Source organism: Streptomyces xiaopingdaonensis (assembly GCF_000262345.1).
Lineage (GTDB): Bacteria > Actinomycetota > Actinomycetes > Streptomycetales > Streptomycetaceae > Streptomyces > Streptomyces xiaopingdaonensis.
In genome coordinates, this window is record NZ_AJTQ01000139.1 from 1 (window position 1) to 20,117 (window position 20,117).

Genomic DNA, 20,117 nt, shown 5'->3' on the forward strand with positions numbered 1-20,117 from the left:
TGCAAACCGCCCTGTCACCAACGTGCCGGGACAACACACCTAGGCGCCGTCGTCCGCCGACCAGGGTCGTGACCAACGGGGGTCCTGCGCATCGCCCTTGCGGACGAAGCGTATGTCCACCGACATCCGCATGGTGTCGGTTGTCGTGTCCAGGGACGCGTGGATGATGTTCGGCGTGTGGACGACCACGTCCCCAGCGGCGAAGTCGGCCCACAACCACCGCCTTCCCAGCGTGCGTCCGGTGAGTTCGAGGTCGTGGCTGATGGGCCGTCGGTCCTCCGGCCGGTCGGTGACGGTCCGCAGCCCCTGGTACTGCCGCCTCGGCAGTCGGTGCGACCCCTCCAGGTAGATCAGCGGGCCCGCGGCGAGCGGGCAGTCGCCGACCGGTATCCAGAATGTCAGGGTCCGCTCGGTGCCGCGGTCCATGTAGTCGCGGTCGACGTGCGCTCGGGAGGCGAGGGCCGAACCGCGGTGGAAGTGGCGCAGGATGCGCCGCCGTAACAGTTCGACCGTGCCGCCCAGCAGGTCCCGGGCCAACCCGGCCAGTCCGGGGTCGGTGACGAAGGCGCTGAACCGGTCCGAGCGGACGAAGGCGTACGCGGGGTGCTCGGCCACGCCGTGGGGCGGCAGGTCCGACGGGACGCTGCCGGAGAACACGCCGTCCTCGGGGCGGGTACCCGGCGCGAGGTAGCCCGGCGGAAAGAGCGAGAAGTACCGCCCGCGCAGCCGCAGTACGTCGGCGCGCGGGAGCAGCCCGGGCAGGTAGAGGTAGCCGTCGCGGTGCAGCCGTGCGCGCAGGGCTGCTGGATCGCCCAGGTGGCCGGCGCTGGGCGTCAAGGGGGCGAACAGCTCGGAGGAGAAGGGAACGGGGACGTTGTTCGACGACAGGTGCACGCGTTTCACCGGACTCCAGGGGTCGGGCCGTGACTCGTGGCCACGGAGAGATCAGTAGACGCCCTCGGCGGCGTCGTGGCCCGTCTCTTCCGTGCTGCCGTCGAAGGAGCGGACCAGTGCCACGCCGTCCCAGGGGAACCACGGGTGCGGGCCGACCCGCACGGCGCTGTCGCGTTCCAGCAGGTTGGGCAGGAACAGGTCTTCCAGGAGCGTCGTGGTACGGATGCGGCCCCGTGCGCCGTACGGCACCTCGCGCCAGGGGTCGTCCGGTTCGACCACGGTGAGCACCGCGAAGGGCGGGGGCAGATGGTAGGAGCGGTCGGCTCCTTCGGGCAGCCGGGGCCCGTCCGGCATCGGGTCTGCCTGGAGCGCGTGCCCGACCAGGGTGTTGCCGTAAGTGTCGATCCACTGCACGCCGTTGAGGTACTCCTCCCGGAGGAACGCCGCCTCCGCCGGTGTGCAGCTGATGCCGCCGGTGCACACCGCTTGCACGCCGTAGGAGTGGAGCGGGCGGGGCAGCCGTACGGCGAGTTCGAGGAGCAGCCTCGACGTGGTGAAGAGGAGCGCGGGGCGTTCTTCGAGCAGCGGGAGGGCCTGGTCGATCAGGTGCCCCGTGTAGGCGTCGGCGTCGTCGCCGGAGCGGACGACGGACTTGACCCAGCGGGGGTCGAAGTCGATGGCGTGGACGGCACCGCGCCAACTGTCGGCGAGCGCCTCCACGAAGTGCCCGTAGGCATGCGGGCCGCTCGGCGTCATCGCGAGGATGTCGCCGCCCGCGAGGCCGCGTTCCTCCAGCACGGTGCGGTAGATCTCCACGTCGTAATCGAGTCGGGTGACGTTGACGATGCGGCACGGCCGTCCCGTCGTCCCGCCGGTCTCGAAGACGCGGAAGGGCCGGTCGCGGTAGCCCCGGGGACGCAGGTCGGCGACGCGGGCGCCGCGCAGTTCCTCTTTGTCGAAGAGGCCGAAGCGGTGCAGGTCGGCGAAGCCCGTGAGGTCGTGGACGGGGTCGAAGCCGAGCCGGTCGCGCCGGGCGACCCAGAACGGGGAGCCCGTCGCGGGGTCGAAGTGCCAGCGCATCATGCGGCGCGTCCACTCGTCGAGGGCGACGCCGAGTTCCGGTACCCGCCGGCGCAGGCGAGCGGTGAGTGTGCCGGGTCCGACGGCTGGGTGGGCGGTCGTCGGTTCCGTCATCTGTCCCCCTGGGGTGGTGGGCCGGGCGCCGAGGTCGCCGCGCTCTCGGGGTACCGGTGAACGAACAGGGACTGCGCGCCGACGGCGGAGCGCAGTGCGGCATCCGTGACGCGCAGCACGGTGACGGACGGGTAGGGCACTTCGTGGCCGATGAGCGGATGGAAGCGTTCCGGTGTGCCGGCCGTGTCGGCCAGCACCAGCCGGGGCAAGGCGTAACCGCCCCCGTCCACCGCGGGTTCCGTCGTAGGGCGCTCCGTCAGGAGGCGGTCGCCGGGACGGATTCGGTCCGTGACGGTGCCGGCGGCCCGCTCGGCGGCGCCGGGTACACGGAACGCGGCGAGCGGGAAGCGCCGTTCCTCTCGGCTGGTGCGCAGCGCGTCCAGGCGTGCGGCCAGTACGCGTGCGAGGGGTTCGGCCTCGCCTTCGCACAGCACCGTGCGGACGTTGCTGCAGAAGCGTCCGGCGTCGGCGGCGACCAGTGGCGCCAACCAGTCGGCGGCCGCTTCGGCGCTCACGCCTTCGGGGACCAGCGCGCAGCCCCGCCCCGCCCCGTGCACGGTGAGGCCGGGCCGGTCGGACAGGGACCGGGCGAGGTCCTGCCCGCCGAAGACGACCTGCCGGTCGGTGCGCCGCACCAGCGCGGCCAGCAGGCGTCGTTCGCCTGGGTAGAGGCCGATGCGGTCCGGGGGCCAGCCCGCCTCGAGCAGCGCGGCCACCAGCCGGGCCGCCGACCAGGGTTCGCGGCGTGAGGGGCGCAGCCAGACGGCTCCGCTCCGCTCGATCTGTTCGACGACGGCGTCCAGGCAGGTGAAGGTGTTTCCGGGCAGGGCAACGAAGGCCAGTGCGTCGTCGGCGCCGGCAACGGAGCGGGCGGACGCCGACTCGCAGAGCATGCGGCTCCATCGGTCGGTCAGCGCCTCGGGCAGCCCGGCGTGCGCCCACAGAGCGGCGCGGAACGCGGAGGCGCTCTGCGTTCCCGTGCCGACCGTCACGGTCCCCGACCGGAAGAGCCGCAGCGCCGCTCGGACGACGGCGCGCCGTTCGGCCGGTGGCGGAGCCGGGGAAGGCCGCCGGCCCCGCCACCACGCGTGGTCGGAGTGGGCGACGACGGGCGGAACCAGCGCCAGGGTCGGGCGGCCCGGTCCGGGAAGCGGTGCGGTGTCGGGCGAGGCGTGCCATGCACCCCGGCGGAAGGCGGGCACCGCGGTCGTCATGGCAGTTCGGCACGGAGCGCGTCGGCGATCCGCGCCTGCTCGGCCGGGGTCAGGGACGGGTAGAGGGGCAGCGCGATGTGGTGGTCGGCGAACCACCGTGCGCGGGGGAATTCCCCGGCGGCCTTGTGCGGGGTCCGGTCGGCGAAGTACGGGTGGTCGCAGAGGAGTTCCCCGTAGACCTCGCCGGCCAGGGACACCCCGTGGCGTTGGCGCAGGGCTCGTCTCAGCGGGGTGCGCCGGCGGGGGTCGTCGAGGTGGGCGAGGTACTTGTAGTAGTTGCTCGTACAGGTGCCGGGCACGGGTTGGACGCGCAACCCCGGCAGGTCGCCGAGGAGTTCGTCGTAGCGTACGGCGGCGGCCTGCCTGTCCCGCAGGGTGTCGGCGAAGCGGAGCACGTCCACGGTGCCGACGGCCGCGTGCAGTTCGCTGATCCGCCAGTTGCTTCCGGGCCGGTCGTGCAGCGTGGAGCCGTGCGCGCTCTTGCCGTGGTCGCGCCAACGCCGCACCCGCTCCAGGTCCTCGTCGTCCGGCGCGGTGAGGAGTCCCCCCTCGCCCGAGGTGGCGGGCTTGGTGGCGAAGAAGGAGAAGGCGCCGAAGCGGCCGAAAGCGCCGGCTGGTCGGTCGCCCAGACGCGAGCCGAAGGCGTGTGCCGCGTCCTCGACGACGGGCACACCGCGCTCGCGGCACAGGCGCAGCGTGTCGTCCAGCGCGGGCGACACCAGTCCGCCGATGTGCACGGGGACGACGGCGGCCGTGTCGGGGTGCGTGTCCAATGCCGTGCGCAGGTCCCCCGGGTCGAGGCCCAGACCGTCGAGTTCGATGTCGACGAAGCGGACGTCGCCCCCGGCCCGGACGACCGCGGCGGCCGTGGCGAAGAAGGTGTTGACGGGGACGAGGACCGTGCGTCCGCGGACGTCGATGATGCGCAGCGCGATCTCCAGGGCCGCGGCCCCCGAGGAGACCGCAGCGCCGGGCGTGCCCGTCCAGGTCCGGGTCAGCTCCTCGAAGTCCCCGGTGTGCGGTCCCTGGCTGAGAACGCCGGTGGCGAGGGCGGAGTCGACGCGGTCGAGGACGGCCCGGCGTTCCTCGGCGTCGAAGGAGAGGCGCTGGGCCGGCAGACCGGCGGGCGGCACGGGCGGCCGGGAGAGAGCACGGGTGAGGAACCGTGCCGCCTTCGGAACGTGGGAGCCGTGCCCCATGGGCAGTTCGCGGATCTCGGCGGGCTCTCCGTACCCGGCGCGGGAGGTTTCGATCAGGGCGGCGGCGGCTTTGGCGTCGTCCGCCTCCAGGTAGGGGTCGGCGGTTCCGTACTGCACGTGCAGGGGTGCCGGGCCGGCGGCCCCGTAGAGGTCGGGGAGGTCGGCGTACTCCAGGATGCCGGGGAGCACGGCCCCTTCGTGCCCGGTGAGGAGGCGGGCGTACAGGACGGCGTAGCTCCCCAGGTGACTGGCGGTGCACAGCGGCAGCGGCCGAGGGGCCAGCAGCGCCGTGTGCAGGGCGACGGCCGCGCCCAGGCTGTGTCCGAACACGGCGAGGCGCTGCCCGTCGACACGAGGGTGGGAGCGGATCGCCTCCAGGGCGCCGAGTGCGTCGGAGGTCAGGGCACCGAGCAGCGAGCGTCCCGTGACCGCGAAGGCGTGGGCCAGCAGGGAGGCTTCGTCCCGGCCGGCGCGGCCGGGTGTGCTGAGGCCGCCGTCGACGCCGTAGGACAGCGTCAAGGTGGTGAGGCCCTCGTGGGAGAGCAGCTCCGCGACGTTGCGGTCGGGGTGGTCGGGGCGCTCCGCGCCGGTGAGCTTGCCCAACCCCGCGTTCCTGCCCCCGCACACGAGCACCGTGGGCCGCGGGGCGTCGCCGGGCGGTGCCAGCAGCGTCGCGGCGAAGGGGCCACGTCCGGGCGACCGGAAGGTGATCTCCTGGCGCCACAGTCCGCCGGACTCCGCGGCGGGTGCGGCGGTGAGCGTGGTCGGCTCGCGGTCGATCCTGGCGAGCCGTTCCACGACGTCGCGGAGCCGTCCGGACCAGGCGGCCGGGTCGGTGTCCTGTGGTGTGCGGCGTAAGGCGGGTGGGGTGGCCAGGAGCCGCTCGAGGCGCCGTGTCTGCATCGCCCGGCTCAGACGAAGTCGGCGTGGAGGGTGCGGGGCACTTCCACGGCGTAGGCGTCGAGGGCCTCCCCCAGGTGGATACGGCCTTGCTTGAGGAGTTCCAGCAGCTCGTTCTGCGGCCGGTAGAAGCATGACTTGCACAGGTCGGTGCGGCGCGGGTTGGACGCCTCCCATTCGGCGCGCGGACCGCCGTCCAGCACTTCGGCGTAGCCCTCCTCCAGGACGTTGCCTATGCGGTAACGGCTGTTGAGGTGCACCTGCGGGCACGGGTAGAGGTTGCCGTCGGCGCCGACCGCGGTGACGAACCGGCTGTAATGGCACTGCTCGAAGTCGCCCTCGACTTCCTCGACTTGGTCCATCGGGCCGCGGTCCAGCTTGGGTACCGACACCTCGAAGCCGTCCGTGCCGAGCCCCTCGGCCTCGGTGAGTAATGCGGAGATGCGCGGCAGCACCGCGTCGATGGTGTCGTGGCCGAGGGCGCTGTAGAACTCGGGCTCGAAGCGGACGTAGTGCGCGCCGGCGGAGCGGGCGATGCGGGCCGCGTCGAGGATCTCCTCGTGGTTCTGCTCGGTGATGACGTAGTTGAAGCCGATCCGGAAGTCGGGGTCCGTGGCCTCGCCGCGGAGCCGGCCGACCGTGTCGAGGAAGGAGGTGAAGGTCTGTTCGCGGTCCCGGGTGATGGCGTTGAACGTGGCCTCCGTGCCCGCGTTGAGACCGATGCGGACCCAGGTGTGGGTGGCGGCCACCGCGGCGGCGATGTCGGGCCGCCCCAGGCGCGAACCGTTGGTGATGACGCCGAGGCGCAGGCCGGCCTCGTGCCCGGCTCGGCTGATCTCTGCGTATCCGGGGTGGATGGTGCACTCCCCGCTGCCGCAGAAGGTCACGGCGCGCCCCTCGTTCGCAGCGAACTCGCGCATCAGCCGGATCGCCTTCGGCGTCGGGATGAGGTCCTTGAACGAGAACAGGTCGTAGAACTGCTCCTCGTTCTTGGAGTGGAAGTTGCAGAAATTGCAGCGCATGTTGCAGGCGCCCATGATGCCGATCCGCATGTGGATCGGCTTGACCTCACGCCCTTCGGCGAAGGCGCGCACCATGTCGCCGTGGGCGAGCACCTTCTGCGGGGAGTGCGCCTGGTCGAGGCTGACGACGGGGAGCCCTTCGCGGTTGCGCGGTGCGGCCAGTGCCGTGATGTCGCTGTGCTGTTCCTGCCTGTCCACGTGTGCCTCCAGAAAGATTCGGTGGTGCTCTCTGGGTCGAGTGGCGCGCCTGCGACGGCCCGAACGGTCACCCGGCGGCCCCGCGGCCGGGACGCTGTCGCACAGCGGGTCGTTCACCGAACGGATCTCTACGGTGGCGAAGTCTGCCGGTACGGGGCCGCGCGCTCAAGACCTCCCGCAGCCGCGACCGGAGCAGCCTTCGGGCCGAGTCGGCCGACCAGCGACAGCCAGGCCGTTCGTGCCCGTGCGTCCGACACGCACCCGGTGCAGGTGAAGCGGGCTCGCGACCCGCCCGGTGTGCCGCGATGCTGCGGGGAGGCCACCCGGCCGGGAGCGCCGCCCTGTGACGGGAACCGGGCGAGTCCACCGCCGCACTGCTCCTGGAGCGCGGCCTCACCTACGACCGCTGGCTGAGGGACCGCGACTTCGAGCCGTACTCCGCGCGCTCGGGCGGCGAGTGGACCCGGAACGACCACGACCGGTCGGCCGCCTCGTGGAGGAAGCCGCTGAAGCGCGGGAAGTCTTCGCGGGGACGGCCACCGGCTTCCGGCGTCGCAGCCCTCGCGACGGCTGAGCGGAGACCGGCCGGACCACGTCACCACGTCACCACGTCACTGAAAGGCGATCTCCTCGCAGTGCCGCACGCTCCGTCGGATCGAAGCGCGGTCGATGCCGAGGAGGGCGGTGAGCCACAGGCCGTTCTGGACGATGTCGATGTCGGTGGCGCGTCTCCCCGCCTCGGCGCCGGAGAGATCGGGGCGGGCCGCACGGATGAGCGCGGTGAGCGCCTTCCGGTAGCGCTTCTGGGCGGCCGTGTTGATCTCACCGAAGTCCGCGTGCGCCTGTGCGAGCGCCCACAGTTGGAGGCGGAGGGAGAGGTACTCCGTCGTCAGGAACTCGGCGTCGGCGATGCGGCGGAGGGCGGAGCGGAGGTTCTCCTCGGGGCTCTTCGACGGGTCCGGCTCGACCAAGGCCACGTCCTGCTCCTCGATGCGGCGCAGGGCCGCGCTGATGAGGGTGGTCTTGTCGTCGTAGTGGTAGTTGACGAGCCCGAGAGCGACTCCGGCCTGCCGGGCGACGGCACGCATGCTGACGCCCGAAATGCCGTGCCGGGACAGGAGGGTGAGGGTGGCGTCGAGGATGCGCTCCTGCCTGCCGACCTTCTTCTCGGGTTCTGCCACCGTGTCGCTCACCCGCCGATGGTATCGGGCGGCTGTTCCTCGCGGGGAGGGCCGGACGGGCGCGGGGTGTGCTCCTCCGCGGACCCCGGCGCTCGGCGGCGTGCTCAGCGGGGCGTGCTCACAGGTCGAGGACCAACTTCGCGCTGCGCGACCGCCCGACGCAGATCAGCATCGTGCCTTCTGCGTCGTGCTCCTCGGGGGTCAGGAGAGTTCCGCGGTGTTCCGGCCGCCCCTCAAGGACGCGGGTCTCGCACGTGCCGCAGTACCCCTCCTGGCAGGAGGAGTCGATGGTCGGCCGTACGGCCCGTACCGCCTCGAGGAGGCTCTGGTCCGCGGGAACGGTCAACGTGACGCCGGTGTCCCGCAGTTCCACCTCGAAGGCGGAGTCGGCGCCCGTCTCCGGCGTGCCCTCGGCGGCGGCGAACCGCTCCACGTGGAGCCGGTCGCCGACGCCGGCGCGGGCGCACTCCTCGGTGGCCGCGGCGAGCATCGGCGGAGGGCCGCAGCAGTACAGGCGTGCCTCGGGGGAGAGCGTCGCGACGATCCCTGCCACGTCCGGGACCCCTGCCTCGTCCTGGGGCACGAGGGTCACCCGGGCGGGGTGCGCGGCGGCGAGCTGCTCGGCGAAGGCCATGGACCGCAGGTCCCTGCCTCCGTAGACGAGTCGCCAAGAGGCCCCGCGGCGTTGCAGTTCCTCGGCCATGGCCTTGAGCGGAGTGATGCCGATGCCGCCGGCGAGCAGCACGTAGTCGGGCGCCTCGACCAGGGGGAAGTGGTTGCGGGGGCCGGAGCTTTCGATCTCGGTGCCGACGTCCAGCCGGTCGTGCACCTCCGCGGAGCCGCCGCGGCCGGCCTCCTCGCGGAGGACGCAGACGGTGTAGGTGGTGCGGTCGGCCGGGTCGCCGCAGAGCGAGTACTGCCGGCGGAGTCCGGAGGGCAGGCGCAGGTCGAGGTGGGCGCCCGGGTCCCAGCGGGCCAGTTCGGCACCGTCGGCCGCTGCGAAGGCCAGCAGCACGACGCCGTTCGCGACCGGTGTCCGACGCACCAGCCTCAGCTTCAGCGAACCGCTGTCGTTCGCAAGGGACATGGCGGTGTCTCTCCTTCTTGACGGAGCGGATGGCACGGTCGCCGCGACCGATCCGGATCGGTCGCGGCGACCGTGCTCCCGCTGTGCTCGTGGCCGGTCACGCGCGGCCGCGGGGCTCAGTGACGGCGAGGCTCCGTGCCCCGTCCGGTGGCCTGCCTTCGGGCTACGGCGATCAGCTCCGTGAGCAAGGCGTCGCGGCGGTGGGCGAGTTCGTCGACCGAGTGCTTCTCACTGACCGAGCCGAGGCCGTCGACGAGCCGCTGCGACGTCGTCTCGTCGAGGTGCGGGCGGCCCAGGTCGTCGAACCAGCGGTTGAAGCTGTCGGCGTAGCGCTCGCAGAAGGCGGCGAGCCCTCCCTCGCCGGCTCCCAGGTGGAAGAGCTGCGTCGGGCCCATCGTCGCCCAGCGCAGGCCCGGCCCCGCGGAGACCGCCGTGTCGACGTCCTCGACGCTCGCCACGCCTTCGTTGACGAGGTGGATGGCCTCGCGCCACAGCGCCGCCTGCAGCCGGTTGGCGACGTGGCCCGGGACCTCGCGCCTGACCTCGATCGTCACCTTGCCGACCGAGGCGTAGAAGGCACGGGCGCGGTCCACCGCTCCCCCGGCGGTCCTGTCGTTGCCCATCACTTCGACCAGGGGGATGAGGTGCGGCGGGTTGAACGGGTGGCCGAGCACGAAGTGCCCCGGGTCCCGCCAGCCTTCCTGCATCTCCGTCAGCGTCAGGCCCGAGGCCGACGAGGCCACCACGGCGTCGGCGCCGAGGGCGGGCTCGATCGCCGCGTAGAGGCCGTGCTTGAGGGCGATTCGCTCGGGGACGCTCTCCTGGACGAAGTCCGCTCCGTCGACGGCAGCGCGCGGGTCGGCGCAGAAGTGCACGTTCTCCGGGTCGCCGTGCTCGGTGAGCCCGAGCTGCGTGAGGACGGGCCAGGCGGCCTCGACCGCCTGCCGCACCCTCGTCTCGGCCTGCGGGTCGGGGTCGTGGACGGCCACGGATTTCCCGGCGGCGAGGAAGAGCGCGGTCCAGCTCCGGCCGATCACGCCGGCGCCGAGGCTCGCGACGCGCGCGAAGCCGCCGCTCTCGTCGGCGCGTTGGTCCGGCTGCTCAAAAGGCGACACGGTCAGCTCCCTTCAGGCCGAGTCGGCGACGGGCATCGGCCGGGGTGGCGACCGAGCGCCCGAGGGATTCGACGATCGTGCGGATCTTCGCGACCTGGTCGGCGTTGGAGGCGGCGAGTTGGCCCGGGCCGATGAAGAGGCTGTCCTCCATACCGACCCGGAGGTTGCCGCCGAGCATGGCCGCCTGCGTCGCGAACGGCATCTGGTGGCGGCCGGCAGCCAGTACCGACCACTCGTAGTCGTCCCCGAAGAGCTTCTCGGCGACCGTGTGCATGTGGACGAGGTTGTCCAGGTCGGCGCCGACGCCGCCCAGCACGCCGAAGACCATCTGCACGAAGAAGGGAGGTTCGAGCCAGCCCTGGTCGACGAGCCAGGCGAGGTTGTAGAGGTGCCCCAGGTCGTAGCACTCGAACTCGAACCTCGTGCCGTGCTCCCCGCCCAGCTCCTGCACGATGTACTCGAGGTCGGCGAAGGTGTTCTTGAAGACCAGGTCCCGGGTGGACTCCAGGAATTCGGGCTTCCAGGCGTGCTGCCACCGCTCGTGCTTCTCCAGCATCGGGAAGATCCCGAAGTTGAGCGACCCGACGTTGAGCGACGCCATCTCGGGCGAGACCGCGACGGCGGCGCGGAGCCGGTCCTCGCGCGACATGCCCAGGCCGCCACCGGTCGAGACGTTGACGACCGCGTCGGACCTGGCGGAGATCTGCGGCAGGAACTCCTGGAAGAGCTCGGGTCGGGGGTCGGGCTTCCCCGTCTCCGGGTCGCGGGCGTGCAGGTGGATGACGGCCGCGCCTGCCTCGGCGGCCTCGACGGACGCCTGCGCGATCTCCTCGGGGGTGATCGGCAGGTGGGGTGACATCGTCGGGGTGTGGATGCCTCCGGTGGGGGCGCACGTGATGATGACTGGCTCGGGCATGCGGACGCACCTCCGTACGGGTCGGACGGATCTCCTGGTCAGGACGGGTTCCGGTCGCGGGCCAGGGCGCGGTAGGCGTCCAGGACGAGGCCGTGGAAGTGGTGCACGCCGTGCTCGGAGAGCCCCGGCGCCCTCTCGGGGTCGTAGACGATCCGGCCCTGGTTGAAGGCGGGCGTGCCCATCCCCCGCTGCACGCTCTCGACCAGGTCGATGTCCTGTACTTGGAGCACCTCGTCGATGTACTGCACCGACTGCTCTTCCGCCTCGTTGAGTTCGGTGCTCTCCAGGAAGAAGTCCCAGGTCTCCAGGGTGCGTCCCGGGCCGTCCGGCCAGACCTGGAAGACCATGAAGTTGCCCCGCCCCGGGTAGCGGAGCAGGCAGGTGTTGGGCCACAGCCACCACACCGCGTGCTCGGTGACCGTCGCGTCGGAGACGTCGTACGCGGTGTTCTCCGAGGTGCCCGCGTCCGCGAAGTGGCTCGACCAGATGCCGTGCGTCTTCACGTCGTAGGTGTCCATGTCGACGAGGGAGACGAACTCCTTGTGCGCGACATGGCAGTGGTAGCACTCGAGGAAGTTGTCGATGACGTTCTTCCAGTTGGTCTCGACCTCGTAGTGCAGCCGTTTCGCGTGCGTGAGGCCGGCGATGTCGGGTGCCCGCCGGGTGATGTCGGCGGCGAGGTCGGGGGCCTGCTTCGCCAGCGGCGCGGCCGTCGGGTCGAGGTTGACGTAGACGAAGCCGCAGAACTCCTCGACCTGGACCCGGTCGAGGCAGATCTCCGTCCTGTCGAACGTCTCCATCCGGTCCGTCTGCCGGGCGCCCACCAGGGAGCCGCCCAGGTCGTACGTCCAGGCGTGGTACGGGCAGACGATGGTGCGCGTCGTCCCCGAGCCCGACAGCAGCTCGTGTGCCCGGTGCTTGCAGACGTTGTAGAAGGCCCGCAGCTCTCCCCGCCGGTCGCGGACGACGGCCACGGGCATGCCGGCGACCGTCGCGGCGACGTAGCTGCCGGGCTGGGCGAGCTTCTCGACGTGGCAGATCCACTGCCAGGTGCGGGCGAAGATGGCCTGTTGATCGACCGCGTGCCACTTCGGTTCGGTGTAGGCGTCGGCACGCAGGGACATGGAATTGGCGGGATCTTCGTCGTAGCCAGCGGCTATCGCCGTGACCTGGTCTGCGGTGACATCAGTCATGACAGCGACCATAGACTGAACTGGACGACCGTTCAATATCTCGGTGAACGATCGTCCAGCGATCTCGACCAGGCAGGCTGGACAACTGTTCAATCTGTGCCAGCATGAGGCTTCCACCGCCCAAGTGCGCATCCGAGGAGGAGCATGAGCCGGTACGCCGTGACGAACCCCGCGACCGACGAGCTGGTCCAGGAGGTTCCGACGATCACCGACGAGGCGCTGGAGCGCGCCCTCGACGCCTCACGCGCGGCGCAGTCCTCCTGGGCACGCGAGAACACGGTGGAGCAGCGGTCGGCGCTCGTCGCGCGCGTGGGCGAACTGCACGCGGAGCGCCGGCGGGAGTTCGCCGACATCATCGTGCGCGAGATGGGCAAACCCGTCGGAGAGGCGCTCGGTGAAGTGGACTTCTGCGCCGACATCTACCGCTACACCGCCGAGTCGGCACCGTCCTGCCTGGCCGACCAGGAGATCCCGCTCCCCGCGGGCGAGGCCCTGGTGCGCAGCGCTCCGCTGGGCGTCCTGCTGGGGATCATGCCGTGGAACTACCCCGCCTACCAGGTCGCCCGGTTCGCGGCCCCCAACCTCGCCATCGGCAACACGATCCTGCTCAAGCACGCTCCGCAGTGCCCGCAGTCCGCCGCCTTCCTGGAACAGCTCTTCGCCGACGCCGGCTTCCCGGCCGGCGCCTACACCAACATCTACGCCTCGAACGACCAGGCGGCGCGCCTGATCGCCGACCCGCGCACAGCCGGGGTCTCCCTCACCGGCTCCGAGCGCGCCGGGCGGGCGGTGGCCGAACTCGCGGGCCGGCACCTGAAGAAGGTCGTGTTGGAGCTCGGTGGCTCGGACCCGTTCCTGCTCCTCGCCTCCGACGATCTGGACGCGGTGGTCGGACAGGCCGTCGCCGCACGGTTGGACAACGCGGGCCAGGCGTGCAACGCCGCCAAGCGGATCATCGTCGTCGACGACCTGTACGACGAGTTCGCCGAGCGGTTCGTCCGGGAGTTCACGGCCGTCGAACCCGCTGATCCCACCGAGCCCGCCACGGTGTTGGGGCCGCTCTCCTCGACCGAGGCCGCGGACCGGCTGGAGGACCAGGTCAGGAGCGCCGTCGCGCACGGAGCCACCGTCCACCGGAAGGCACAGCGACGGGGCACGTTCTTCCCACCGGTGGTGCTCACCGACCTGGCGCCCGGGAACCCGGCCCACCACGAGGAGTTCTTCGGCCCGGTCGCCGTCCTGTACCGGGTGCGGGACGAGGAGGAGGCGGTCGCCGTCGCCAACGACACGCCGTTCGGGCTCGGTTCGTACGTCTTCACCCCGGATCGGGAGCAGGCCGTGCGGGTCGCCGATCGCCTGGAGGCCGGGATGGTCTTCGTCAACGAGGTCGGTGCGGAAGGAGCCGAGCTGCCGTTCGGCGGCGTGAAGCGCTCGGGCACCGGACGCGAGCTCGGTCACCTGGCGTTCAACGAGTTCGTCAACAAGAAGATGATCCGCTCCGCGTGAAGCGGGGTGCCGGTCGGTTCCGCTTCCGGCCGGTGCCTCGACGGCGGCATCCAACGAGCGGGTTGCCCGATCGGGGGCGGCTGCCGCTCTCGGCCGGAGCTTTCCGGTGGCCGGGATGGGAAGTCCCGGCCACCGGCTGCCGGAACCCGCAGGCGGTCCGGAAGTGGCGCTCGGAGTGTCTTCGTCGCCCGCGGAGAGAGCAGCGTGAAACCACGCGCGGGGCGCGGACCGGGCGAAGAGGACGGTGACTCGGGTCAGCGTGCGAGGATCGTGCGGAGCACGGTCGTCACCGCGGCGGGGTCGTCCGCGTTCATCAGGTGTCCGACGCCCGGCACCTCGTGGTAGGTGGCGTCGGGCAGGTTCGCGAGGATGATGTCGGCGGCCTTCCGGGGGCAGAACGAGTCGAACTCGCCGCCGGCGACGTCCACATGGGCGGTGACCTTCTCCAGCAGGGGCGTGAGCGGCTCCTCCCGCAGCGCCCGCATGGCCCGCAGACCGTTGAGGTAGCCCTCGGATCCGCCGACGGCCTTCATCCTGCTCGCGACGACCCTCTCCAGCAGATCGGCACGCCGGACGAGCGCACCCGCCGAGTCCTCGCGGAGCGCGTCCTCGATCGCCGCGCGGTCACCCGACTCCGCGGTGGCCTGCCGCTGCTCGTAGAACGCCGCGGCGGCGCGACCGACCACGGTGGAGGTACCGAAGACGACCGGGTGCGGCAGGAGGTCCGGCCTGTGGGCGGCCGCCCTGAGGACGGCGGTGCCTCCGAGCGAGAATCCGACGCAGGTCGCGGGGCCCGTCACCGCGTCGAGGAAACCGATCAGGTCGCCGCCGAGTTGGGAGAGCGTCCCGTCGGCCCCGCCTGCCGTGGTGTCTCCGTGGCCTCGCAGGTCGTAGGCGTAGGTGTGCAGGTCCTGCAGGGCGTTCTGCTGGTACGACCAGGTGTGGCGGTCCTCGGCCAGACCGTGGAGGAAGACCACGGGTGCCCCGTCGCGTCCGCGCTCGGACCACGTGACGTCGAGGTCGCCGATGCGTGCGGTACGGGCGGGGACCTCGGCTCCGTCGGTGTGGCCGGCCATGGGGGACTCCTGGCTGTCGCTGGCTCGTGAGGAGAGCTTCGTCCCTCCGGGCGTGGCCGGTCAAAGGGCGGTGCCACGCCTCGCTTCCGGGAGGCGCGACACCGCACGCGGCCCGAGGGCGCCGAGACCGCACCGTGCGAGCTGCCGACACCGTGCCGCTCGACGACCTGCCGTCGCAGGGCCGTTGGGCGGGCGCCGGCCGACGAGCCGCTCCGCCCTCACGCCCCGTCGTCCGGTACGGCCTCCAGTACCGCGTGGCAGGGCAGGCCCGCCAGCTCGGTGACCCCCTGGCACCTCAGCCCCGCCCTGCCCAGCAGCTCCTCGTACTCCGTCAGGGTCCGCTCCCTGCCGGACGTCAGCGTGAGCGTCTCGATGTCGCTCAGCGTCGTGTGCAGCACGCCCGCCGCCTCGACGGTCTCTCCCTCGTGCGGCAGCAGCAGGGTGGCCACCAGCACGGTGCCGTCGGGCCCGGCGGCACCGCGGCAGAGGTCGAGGACGCGGACGCAGGAGGCGTCGTCGAGCCCGTGCAAGATGTTGCGCAGCAGGTACGCGTCCCCGCCGGCCGGGACCGAGGCGAGGAAGTCGCCCTCGCTCAGGGCGCAACGGCCGGCGACGCCCGCGGACTTGAGCGTGTCCGGCGCCGGGCGCAGCGCCTCGGGGCGGTCGTACAGCGTGCCGTGCAGCGCCGGATGGGCGGCGAGGATCGCCGCCAGCAGCGTGCCGTCGCCCCCGCCGACGTCGACGACGTGCGCGAACCTGCCCCAGTCGCAACTGCCGGCGACCGCGGGGGCCTGGGCGGCGGTGGCCAACGCCATCGCGGCGGTGAACCGCTCCCCCAGCGTCTCGTCCGCCGCGAAGGACTCGTAGAAGCCGGTGCCGTGCCGCTTCTCGAAGGCCGAGGTGCCCGTGCGCACAGCGTCCTCAAGCGCGCCGAAGGCGTCCCAGAGGGCGGGAGTGCCGTAGAGGTCGGCGGCGAGCCTGGCGGGGGCGCCCCTGCGGAACTCGGCGCCGAACGGGGTCAGCGCGAACCGCCCGCCTTCGCCGGTGGTGACGAGTCCGAGCACGCGGCCGGCGCGCAACAACCGGCGCAGCGACGGCGCGTGGGTGCCGGTGTCGCGCGCCACCTCCTCGGCGGTGCGGGACCGCTCGCCGAGCGCGTCGACGGCTCCCACGCGCGCCAGGGTCCCGGCGATCTGGCTCAGCAGGAAGCCCGACATCGCGGTCGTCCGCAGCCACGCCGCGTCGGCCTCCGCACGCGCCTGCTCTTCCGAAGTGGTCATCGGCCCTCCGTGTCGAGAGTGTGGAAGTCGGACGCGAAGAGGACGTCGGGCTCCTCCGTCTCGTCGTGACCGCCCGAGGCGACGAGGAGGAACTGCACGCGCCGGGAGTCGGGTGCATGCGGGCAGCGGTGGCTGACGAAGTTGAGCAGTGCGAGGTACGGGACGGTCATGTGGATGTGCTCGGGGCCCTTGTCCTGGCGCACCAGGAAGGCGAGGTCGTTCTGCACGTCGCAGAGCGCCTTCTCCCTGCGCCTGTTGGGGTGCCAGACCATCTGGCGCAGCGACCGGTCCTGGGAGACGGGGTACTCGGCCCACTCCGTGGTGCTGCCGTCCAGCAGCTCGTCGCGGACGAGCAGGTGGGTGTCCGTGGTGCCGGGCCGCGGGGCGAAGAACGTCGAGACGGGCAGCGTGACGTTGCCGGGGTCGACGCGCTCGAGAAACCGGGGCCGCTTCTTGAACTGCTGGCCGACGGTGAGCGCGAACCAGGTGCCGAGCAGCCCGTACAGGGCGGCCTCCGCTGCGAGTGAGGCTCCGCTGTGCCGCCTCATCGAAGACTCCCTTCCTCGACCGCCGCGCGCTTCCTGGTCCAGGCGATGGCGTCGGCGACGTGCGGTGCGTGCTGCGGGTCCATGACGAGGCTCTCGTGCGTCGCGCCCGGCACCAGGTCGTGCCGCGACTCGTGGGAGAGCGCCGCGAGTTCGGCCTGGAGGTCGGCGTGGACCGGGTCGCGCTCCACGGTGCCGCTCGCCGTCAACACCGCGACAGGGCGTCCCCCGGCGTCGGTCAGCTTCGCCGCGTCCGCCGACCAGGAGCGCGGCCACTGGCTCATCTCGCGCCGCGCGGCCCGCCAACTCGCCGGTGCCTTCATCCGCTCCACGGTCTGCGCGGCGAGCGGTGCGGGCAGGGAGGAGAACGGGCCGAGCCGCTGCGGCTCGGGCAGCATGCCGAGTTCGGCGCGGAGCCAGGTGGACGTCATCCGCTGGCGGAGCCAGGGGAGCGTACGCCGCTGGCCTGCGGAGCGGGCGAGTTGGTCGGGGTGGCTCGCGTCGACGAAGACGAGCCCGCCGACGAGTTCGGGGTGCCGGCGCGCGAAGCTCCGGATGAGCAATCCGCCGACGGACTGCCCGACGAGGACGTACGGGGGCTCGGCGCCGAGCCGCGCCAGCAGCTCCCGCAGGCCGGCGCTGGCCCGCTCGGCGTCCTGCGGCCCCTTCGCGGGCGCACTCCAGCCGGTGCCGGGCCGGTCGTAGGCGACGTAACGGGTGTCGGGCTCCATCCCCTCCCACACCCAGCTCCACCCGGTGGCGGGGCAGGCCATGCCGTTCTCGAAGACGACGGTGGGACCCGAGCCACCCGTCCGCGCCACCGCGTGGACCTCCCGGCCTCCCACGGTGACGAGTTCGCCGGGCACGGCGGCCGCGCGTACGCGCCCGCTCCGCACGCGCCGGTACACTGCCGCACCCGCCACGGCAGCCGCGCCGGCCCCGACCAGCAGGCTCGCCGCCCGCGGCGCCGTACGCGCCGAGCCGCCGCGCCGAGTCGCCCCGGCGAGCGGCTTCTTGGCGGGGGACTCCTTCCGTGGCCCCAGCGCCCTGGAGACGTGGGCGACGGCGGGGTAGGTGGCGCAGAACGACCAGACGAAGCGGTTCAGCCCCATGAACTTCGCGTTCCCCAGATGGAAGGCCGCTCCCGTCGCGAGGAGGCCGCGGGCGACCGGCTTGGGCGTCACCAGGGCGAGGGGGAAGGCGAGTTCGCCGGCGATCGTCGACCAGGCGACGGTCTTGGCGAGCCAGGGACGGTCGCGTACGAGCTCGTAGAAGAACCGGTCGCCGTAGGTGGCCGTGCGGAAGATCCCAGGTATCGCGGTGCCGTCGCGCCAGACGGGCGAGGCGAGTTTCGCGGCGCCCGAGGTGAAGTACGACAGGCATGCCTGCGCGGCGAGGAAGACGACCACCGCTTCGCGGGCGCGGGCGTTGTCGGGGAAGAGCTTCTCCAGCGCCGAGCCGGCGAAGTTGAGGAAGGCCATGTGGTCGGACCCGTCGAGGCCGTACCGCATCTGCGTCTGCATGCCGTACGCCGTGCCGCACATGGTGGCCGCGAGTGCGCCGCGCTGCGCGCGGGTGGTGCCCGGCAGGAGCAGTCCGAGGCCGGCGAGCATCCGGGTCCGCGGCAGGGAGAGGACGTTCGGGTAGCCGAAGAGGGCGTCCAGCCGATCTTCGCCGGCGCTGCGCCACCACTGCGGCGCGTGCAGCTTGAGCACCGGCCAGCTCAGCAGGTCGTCGTCGGCGTGCAGCGAGGACGACGCGAGCTGCTCCAGGGCGCTGATCGTCGCGCCGACCGAGGTGAACCGCTCGACCTTGCGGAAGACCGCGTCGATGTCGTCGCGTCGTGTGTTGTCCACGGACAATCCTCCGATGACGGGTGCGGTGCTCCGGCGAGCGCGCGCTCGCCGGAGCACCGGTTTCGAGACGGGCGCTCAGAACCTCTGCGGGTGGTGAGCGAGGGTGTCCCCGACCGAACGGCCGGTGTCCAGCGCGGTGCTGGGGACGGTCGACCCGTGGTCGTCGTAGCCGAGTGCGCCGGCAGCCGCCGTGAGGCCGACCTGCGCGGCCGTCTGGGCGGCCGTCACGCCGGCGAAGACAATGGCGGGGGTGAGCAGCACCGGCAGGGGCTCCTCGCTGCGGGGTACGTGTCGCTCGCCGAACTCCGCGTGGTGCTGGGCCCAGTCGGCGATCCGTGTGGTCCGTGACACAGCCATCGCTGAGTACCTTCCTCTTCTCGTCGGTCAGACCATGACGTGCTCGTCATGCGCCGGTTCATCCCAGTGCGGACGAAAGGCGAACGACGTGCTGAGTAATTTTCTACAGCGACAGCGATGCGGGTACCGGCCCCGTGGACGCACGAATCGTGATGGTTTTTTTCCGATTCTTTACCTTGCGTAACGCTGTGGCGCGCGCAGTCTTGCGCGCGACGACGCACCCGCGACCCGTTTCGGGGTCGTGGCGACTGTCGTTGCGTGCCCGCGGAGGGGTCCGGCTCTCCTTCCGGGCGGCAACTTCCTTACGTCGAAGGGGTGTTGGAGGAGGCCCCGGGACGGAAAACCACCGCCTCCCGCCCCGCGGGCGCGGCAGCTACGGGTAAGCGGGTCCCCACGAGCCGCGTTCACCGGCTTCCGCGAGACGGAGCCGGCGTCGTTCCGGCCCTGGGCGCACAGGAGTCGGCCCCTGTCTACGCGGCAGCGGTGCAGCCGCGGCGGGCCGCACGCCACTCGGTGCGGAGCCGGTCCAGCTCGACCAGGTCCGCCGCCGTCCACACGGTGCGCCCGGCGACGAAGCGCCGGATCGCGTCGTTCGCCTCGGCGGCGTCGAGGCGTGGTTCTCGGTCCCTTCCTGTGCTCATGGTCGACGAGCCTAGCGTCCGTCTTTTCCGTCGACGTCATCCTGTGGGCGGATCGACGACCCTTCGGGGTGGGTCGTCCGGCGGAGTGCCGTGCGCACGCCTTCCTCAGGACTCGTCGGGGTGGTCACCTCGACGAGCGCCGAGAGCAAGTTGGCGCCGTAGCACGCGCGGTGGGCGCTCCCGGACCTCGGCCTCGTCGGTCCCGGCAGCGACTTCGACGGTGACGGCCGGACGGATCGGCACCGAGCCGCGCGAGCTCGGCCGTCGGGTCGAGGCGACCGGCTGCTTCGTCGTGGGCGAGGACGTCGATGCGGGCGGCGGCACCGAGGAAGGGCAGGACGGTCGCCCCCGCGCCGATCACCGGCTGTCCCGTAAGGGATCATCCCTCCGTGACGGCCCGGGATTCCGTTGGGGACTCACCGCCCGGCCCGACACCGAGGCCAGGAGGACTCCGTGAGCAACCAGGAACGCCGCGAGCGGTACGCGAGGGCGCTGTACGCCACCCTCGGGTTCAGTGCCGAACGGCACCCGTGGGAGGGGCTGGCCGCGGCCCGGCGTGAGGTCTGGTACGTCCGGGCCGACGCCGCGCTCGCGTTGGCGGACGAGGAGATCGCCGAGGCGCTGGAGTCCGAGCGGGAGCGCTGAACTCCGAGCAGCGTCGGCCGAAGCCCTCCGGCTTCCGACAGAGCACCGTCTCCTCCCCAGGTCGCAGCCGTACTCCGCAGCGACCACCGACAATTGAC

At 72.1% G+C, this 20,117-nt stretch carries 18 protein-coding genes; 2 read left to right on the forward strand and 16 right to left on the reverse strand.

The genetic code is table 11. The features are described from left to right. Window positions 1-39: 39 nt before the first annotated feature. From UWG_RS0111120 to UWG_RS0111165, 10 genes are all read right to left on the reverse strand, one after another. Window positions 40-894: a phytanoyl-CoA dioxygenase family protein gene (locus UWG_RS0111120; protein ID WP_033196085.1), complete on the reverse strand. Its 855-nt coding sequence runs from the start codon at window positions 892-894 to the stop codon at window positions 40-42. A 51-nt stretch (window positions 895-945) separates the two neighbouring features. After that, complete coding sequence (locus tag UWG_RS0111125) at window positions 946-2,088, reverse strand: phenylacetate--CoA ligase family protein (protein WP_016907285.1); 1,143 nt, start codon at window positions 2,086-2,088, stop codon at window positions 946-948. Continuing rightward, complete coding sequence (locus tag UWG_RS0111130) at window positions 2,085-3,302, reverse strand: aldehyde dehydrogenase family protein (RefSeq protein ID WP_016907286.1); 1,218 nt, start codon at window positions 3,300-3,302, stop codon at window positions 2,085-2,087. Before UWG_RS0111130 ends, UWG_RS0111125 begins: the two co-directional genes overlap by 4 nt. Continuing rightward, a complete protein-coding gene (locus UWG_RS31700; RefSeq protein WP_016907287.1) occupies window positions 3,299-5,404 on the reverse strand; it encodes a DegT/DnrJ/EryC1/StrS family aminotransferase in 2,106 nt (701 codons plus the stop codon). The genes UWG_RS0111130 and UWG_RS31700 overlap by 4 nt, the downstream gene beginning before the upstream one ends. A gap of 8 nt (window positions 5,405-5,412) precedes the next feature. Then, window positions 5,413-6,621, reverse strand: coding sequence for a radical SAM/SPASM domain-containing protein (locus UWG_RS0111140; RefSeq protein ID WP_016907288.1), 1,209 nt, complete (start codon window positions 6,619-6,621; stop codon window positions 5,413-5,415). A gap of 611 nt (window positions 6,622-7,232) precedes the next feature. After that, on the reverse strand, window positions 7,233-7,814 hold the full coding sequence (locus UWG_RS0111145; RefSeq protein WP_016907289.1) for a TetR/AcrR family transcriptional regulator: 582 nt from the start codon (window positions 7,812-7,814) through the stop codon (window positions 7,233-7,235). Between the two features lie 106 nt (window positions 7,815-7,920). Then, window positions 7,921-8,889: a PDR/VanB family oxidoreductase gene (locus tag UWG_RS0111150; protein ID WP_016907290.1), complete on the reverse strand. Its 969-nt coding sequence runs from the start codon at window positions 8,887-8,889 to the stop codon at window positions 7,921-7,923. A gap of 116 nt (window positions 8,890-9,005) precedes the next feature. Beyond that, the gene (locus tag UWG_RS0111155; protein ID WP_016907291.1) at window positions 9,006-10,004 is read right to left on the reverse strand and encodes a 3-hydroxyacyl-CoA dehydrogenase NAD-binding domain-containing protein; all 999 of its coding nucleotides are present in this window, start codon (window positions 10,002-10,004) and stop codon (window positions 9,006-9,008) included. Then, window positions 9,991-10,920 (reverse strand): 3,5-dioxohexanoate:acetyl-CoA acetone transferase, encoded by a 930-nt coding sequence (gene kce / locus UWG_RS0111160; RefSeq protein ID WP_016907292.1) that lies wholly within the window; start codon window positions 10,918-10,920, stop codon window positions 9,991-9,993. The genes UWG_RS0111155 and kce overlap by 14 nt, the downstream gene beginning before the upstream one ends. 38 nt (window positions 10,921-10,958) lie before the next feature. After that, complete coding sequence (locus UWG_RS0111165; protein ID WP_033196087.1) at window positions 10,959-12,113, reverse strand: aromatic ring-hydroxylating oxygenase subunit alpha; 1,155 nt, start codon at window positions 12,111-12,113, stop codon at window positions 10,959-10,961. A gap of 144 nt (window positions 12,114-12,257) precedes the next feature. Between UWG_RS0111165 and UWG_RS0111170 the strand changes: the two genes are divergently transcribed. After that, window positions 12,258-13,619, forward strand: coding sequence for an NAD-dependent succinate-semialdehyde dehydrogenase (locus tag UWG_RS0111170; RefSeq protein ID WP_016907294.1), 1,362 nt, complete (start codon window positions 12,258-12,260; stop codon window positions 13,617-13,619). Between the two features lie 254 nt (window positions 13,620-13,873). Here the strand turns inward: UWG_RS0111170 and UWG_RS0111175 are convergent, their stop codons facing one another. From UWG_RS0111175 to UWG_RS33370, 6 genes are all read right to left on the reverse strand, one after another. Further along, window positions 13,874-14,695, reverse strand: a complete 822-nt coding sequence (locus tag UWG_RS0111175) for an alpha/beta fold hydrolase (protein ID WP_016907295.1) — start codon at window positions 14,693-14,695, stop codon at window positions 13,874-13,876. A 218-nt stretch (window positions 14,696-14,913) separates the two neighbouring features. After that, the gene (locus UWG_RS0111180; protein ID WP_016907296.1) at window positions 14,914-15,975 is read right to left on the reverse strand and encodes a methyltransferase; all 1,062 of its coding nucleotides are present in this window, start codon (window positions 15,973-15,975) and stop codon (window positions 14,914-14,916) included. Then, window positions 15,972-16,523, reverse strand: coding sequence for a hypothetical protein (locus UWG_RS0111185; protein WP_016907297.1), 552 nt, complete (start codon window positions 16,521-16,523; stop codon window positions 15,972-15,974). The genes UWG_RS0111180 and UWG_RS0111185 overlap by 4 nt, the downstream gene beginning before the upstream one ends. Then, window positions 16,520-18,376 (reverse strand): alpha/beta fold hydrolase, encoded by a 1,857-nt coding sequence (locus UWG_RS0111190; RefSeq protein WP_016907298.1) that lies wholly within the window; start codon window positions 18,374-18,376, stop codon window positions 16,520-16,522. The genes UWG_RS0111185 and UWG_RS0111190 overlap by 4 nt, the downstream gene beginning before the upstream one ends. A gap of 75 nt (window positions 18,377-18,451) precedes the next feature. After that, window positions 18,452-18,733, reverse strand: a complete 282-nt coding sequence (locus UWG_RS0111195) for a hypothetical protein (protein WP_033196079.1) — start codon at window positions 18,731-18,733, stop codon at window positions 18,452-18,454. Window positions 18,734-19,203: 470 nt separating this feature from the next. Next, window positions 19,204-19,374: a hypothetical protein gene (locus tag UWG_RS33370; protein WP_016907300.1), complete on the reverse strand. Its 171-nt coding sequence runs from the start codon at window positions 19,372-19,374 to the stop codon at window positions 19,204-19,206. 453 nt (window positions 19,375-19,827) lie between these two features. Here UWG_RS33370 and UWG_RS0111210 point away from each other — a divergent pair, with 453 nt between their 5' ends. Continuing rightward, the gene (locus UWG_RS0111210; RefSeq protein ID WP_016907302.1) at window positions 19,828-20,019 is read left to right on the forward strand and encodes a hypothetical protein; all 192 of its coding nucleotides are present in this window, start codon (window positions 19,828-19,830) and stop codon (window positions 20,017-20,019) included. Window positions 20,020-20,117: the final 98 nt, after the last annotated feature.

Bases quoted from the DNA above. Each gene is read 5' to 3' on its own strand.
- UWG_RS31700 (WP_016907287.1), bottom strand. From the start codon at position 5,404: ATGCAGACACGGCGCCTCGAGCGGCTCCTGGCCACCCCACCCGCCTTA.
- UWG_RS0111165 (WP_033196087.1), bottom strand. From the start codon at position 12,113: ATGACTGATGTCACCGCAGACCAGGTCACGGCGATAGCCGCTGGCTAC.
- UWG_RS0111125 (WP_016907285.1), bottom strand. From the start codon at position 2,088: ATGACGGAACCGACGACCGCCCACCCAGCCGTCGGACCCGGCACACTC.
- kce (WP_016907292.1), bottom strand. From the start codon at position 10,920: ATGCCCGAGCCAGTCATCATCACGTGCGCCCCCACCGGAGGCATCCAC.
- UWG_RS33370 (WP_016907300.1), bottom strand. From the start codon at position 19,374: ATGAGCACAGGAAGGGACCGAGAACCACGCCTCGACGCCGCCGAGGCG.
- UWG_RS0111170 (WP_016907294.1), top strand. From the start codon at position 12,258: ATGAGCCGGTACGCCGTGACGAACCCCGCGACCGACGAGCTGGTCCAG.
- UWG_RS0111130 (WP_016907286.1), bottom strand. From the start codon at position 3,302: ATGACGACCGCGGTGCCCGCCTTCCGCCGGGGTGCATGGCACGCCTCG.
- UWG_RS0111175 (WP_016907295.1), bottom strand. From the start codon at position 14,695: ATGGCCGGCCACACCGACGGAGCCGAGGTCCCCGCCCGTACCGCACGC.
- UWG_RS0111150 (WP_016907290.1), bottom strand. From the start codon at position 8,889: ATGTCCCTTGCGAACGACAGCGGTTCGCTGAAGCTGAGGCTGGTGCGT.
- UWG_RS0111195 (WP_033196079.1), bottom strand. From the start codon at position 18,733: ATGGCTGTGTCACGGACCACACGGATCGCCGACTGGGCCCAGCACCAC.
- UWG_RS0111185 (WP_016907297.1), bottom strand. From the start codon at position 16,523: ATGAGGCGGCACAGCGGAGCCTCACTCGCAGCGGAGGCCGCCCTGTAC.
- UWG_RS0111180 (WP_016907296.1), bottom strand. From the start codon at position 15,975: ATGACCACTTCGGAAGAGCAGGCGCGTGCGGAGGCCGACGCGGCGTGG.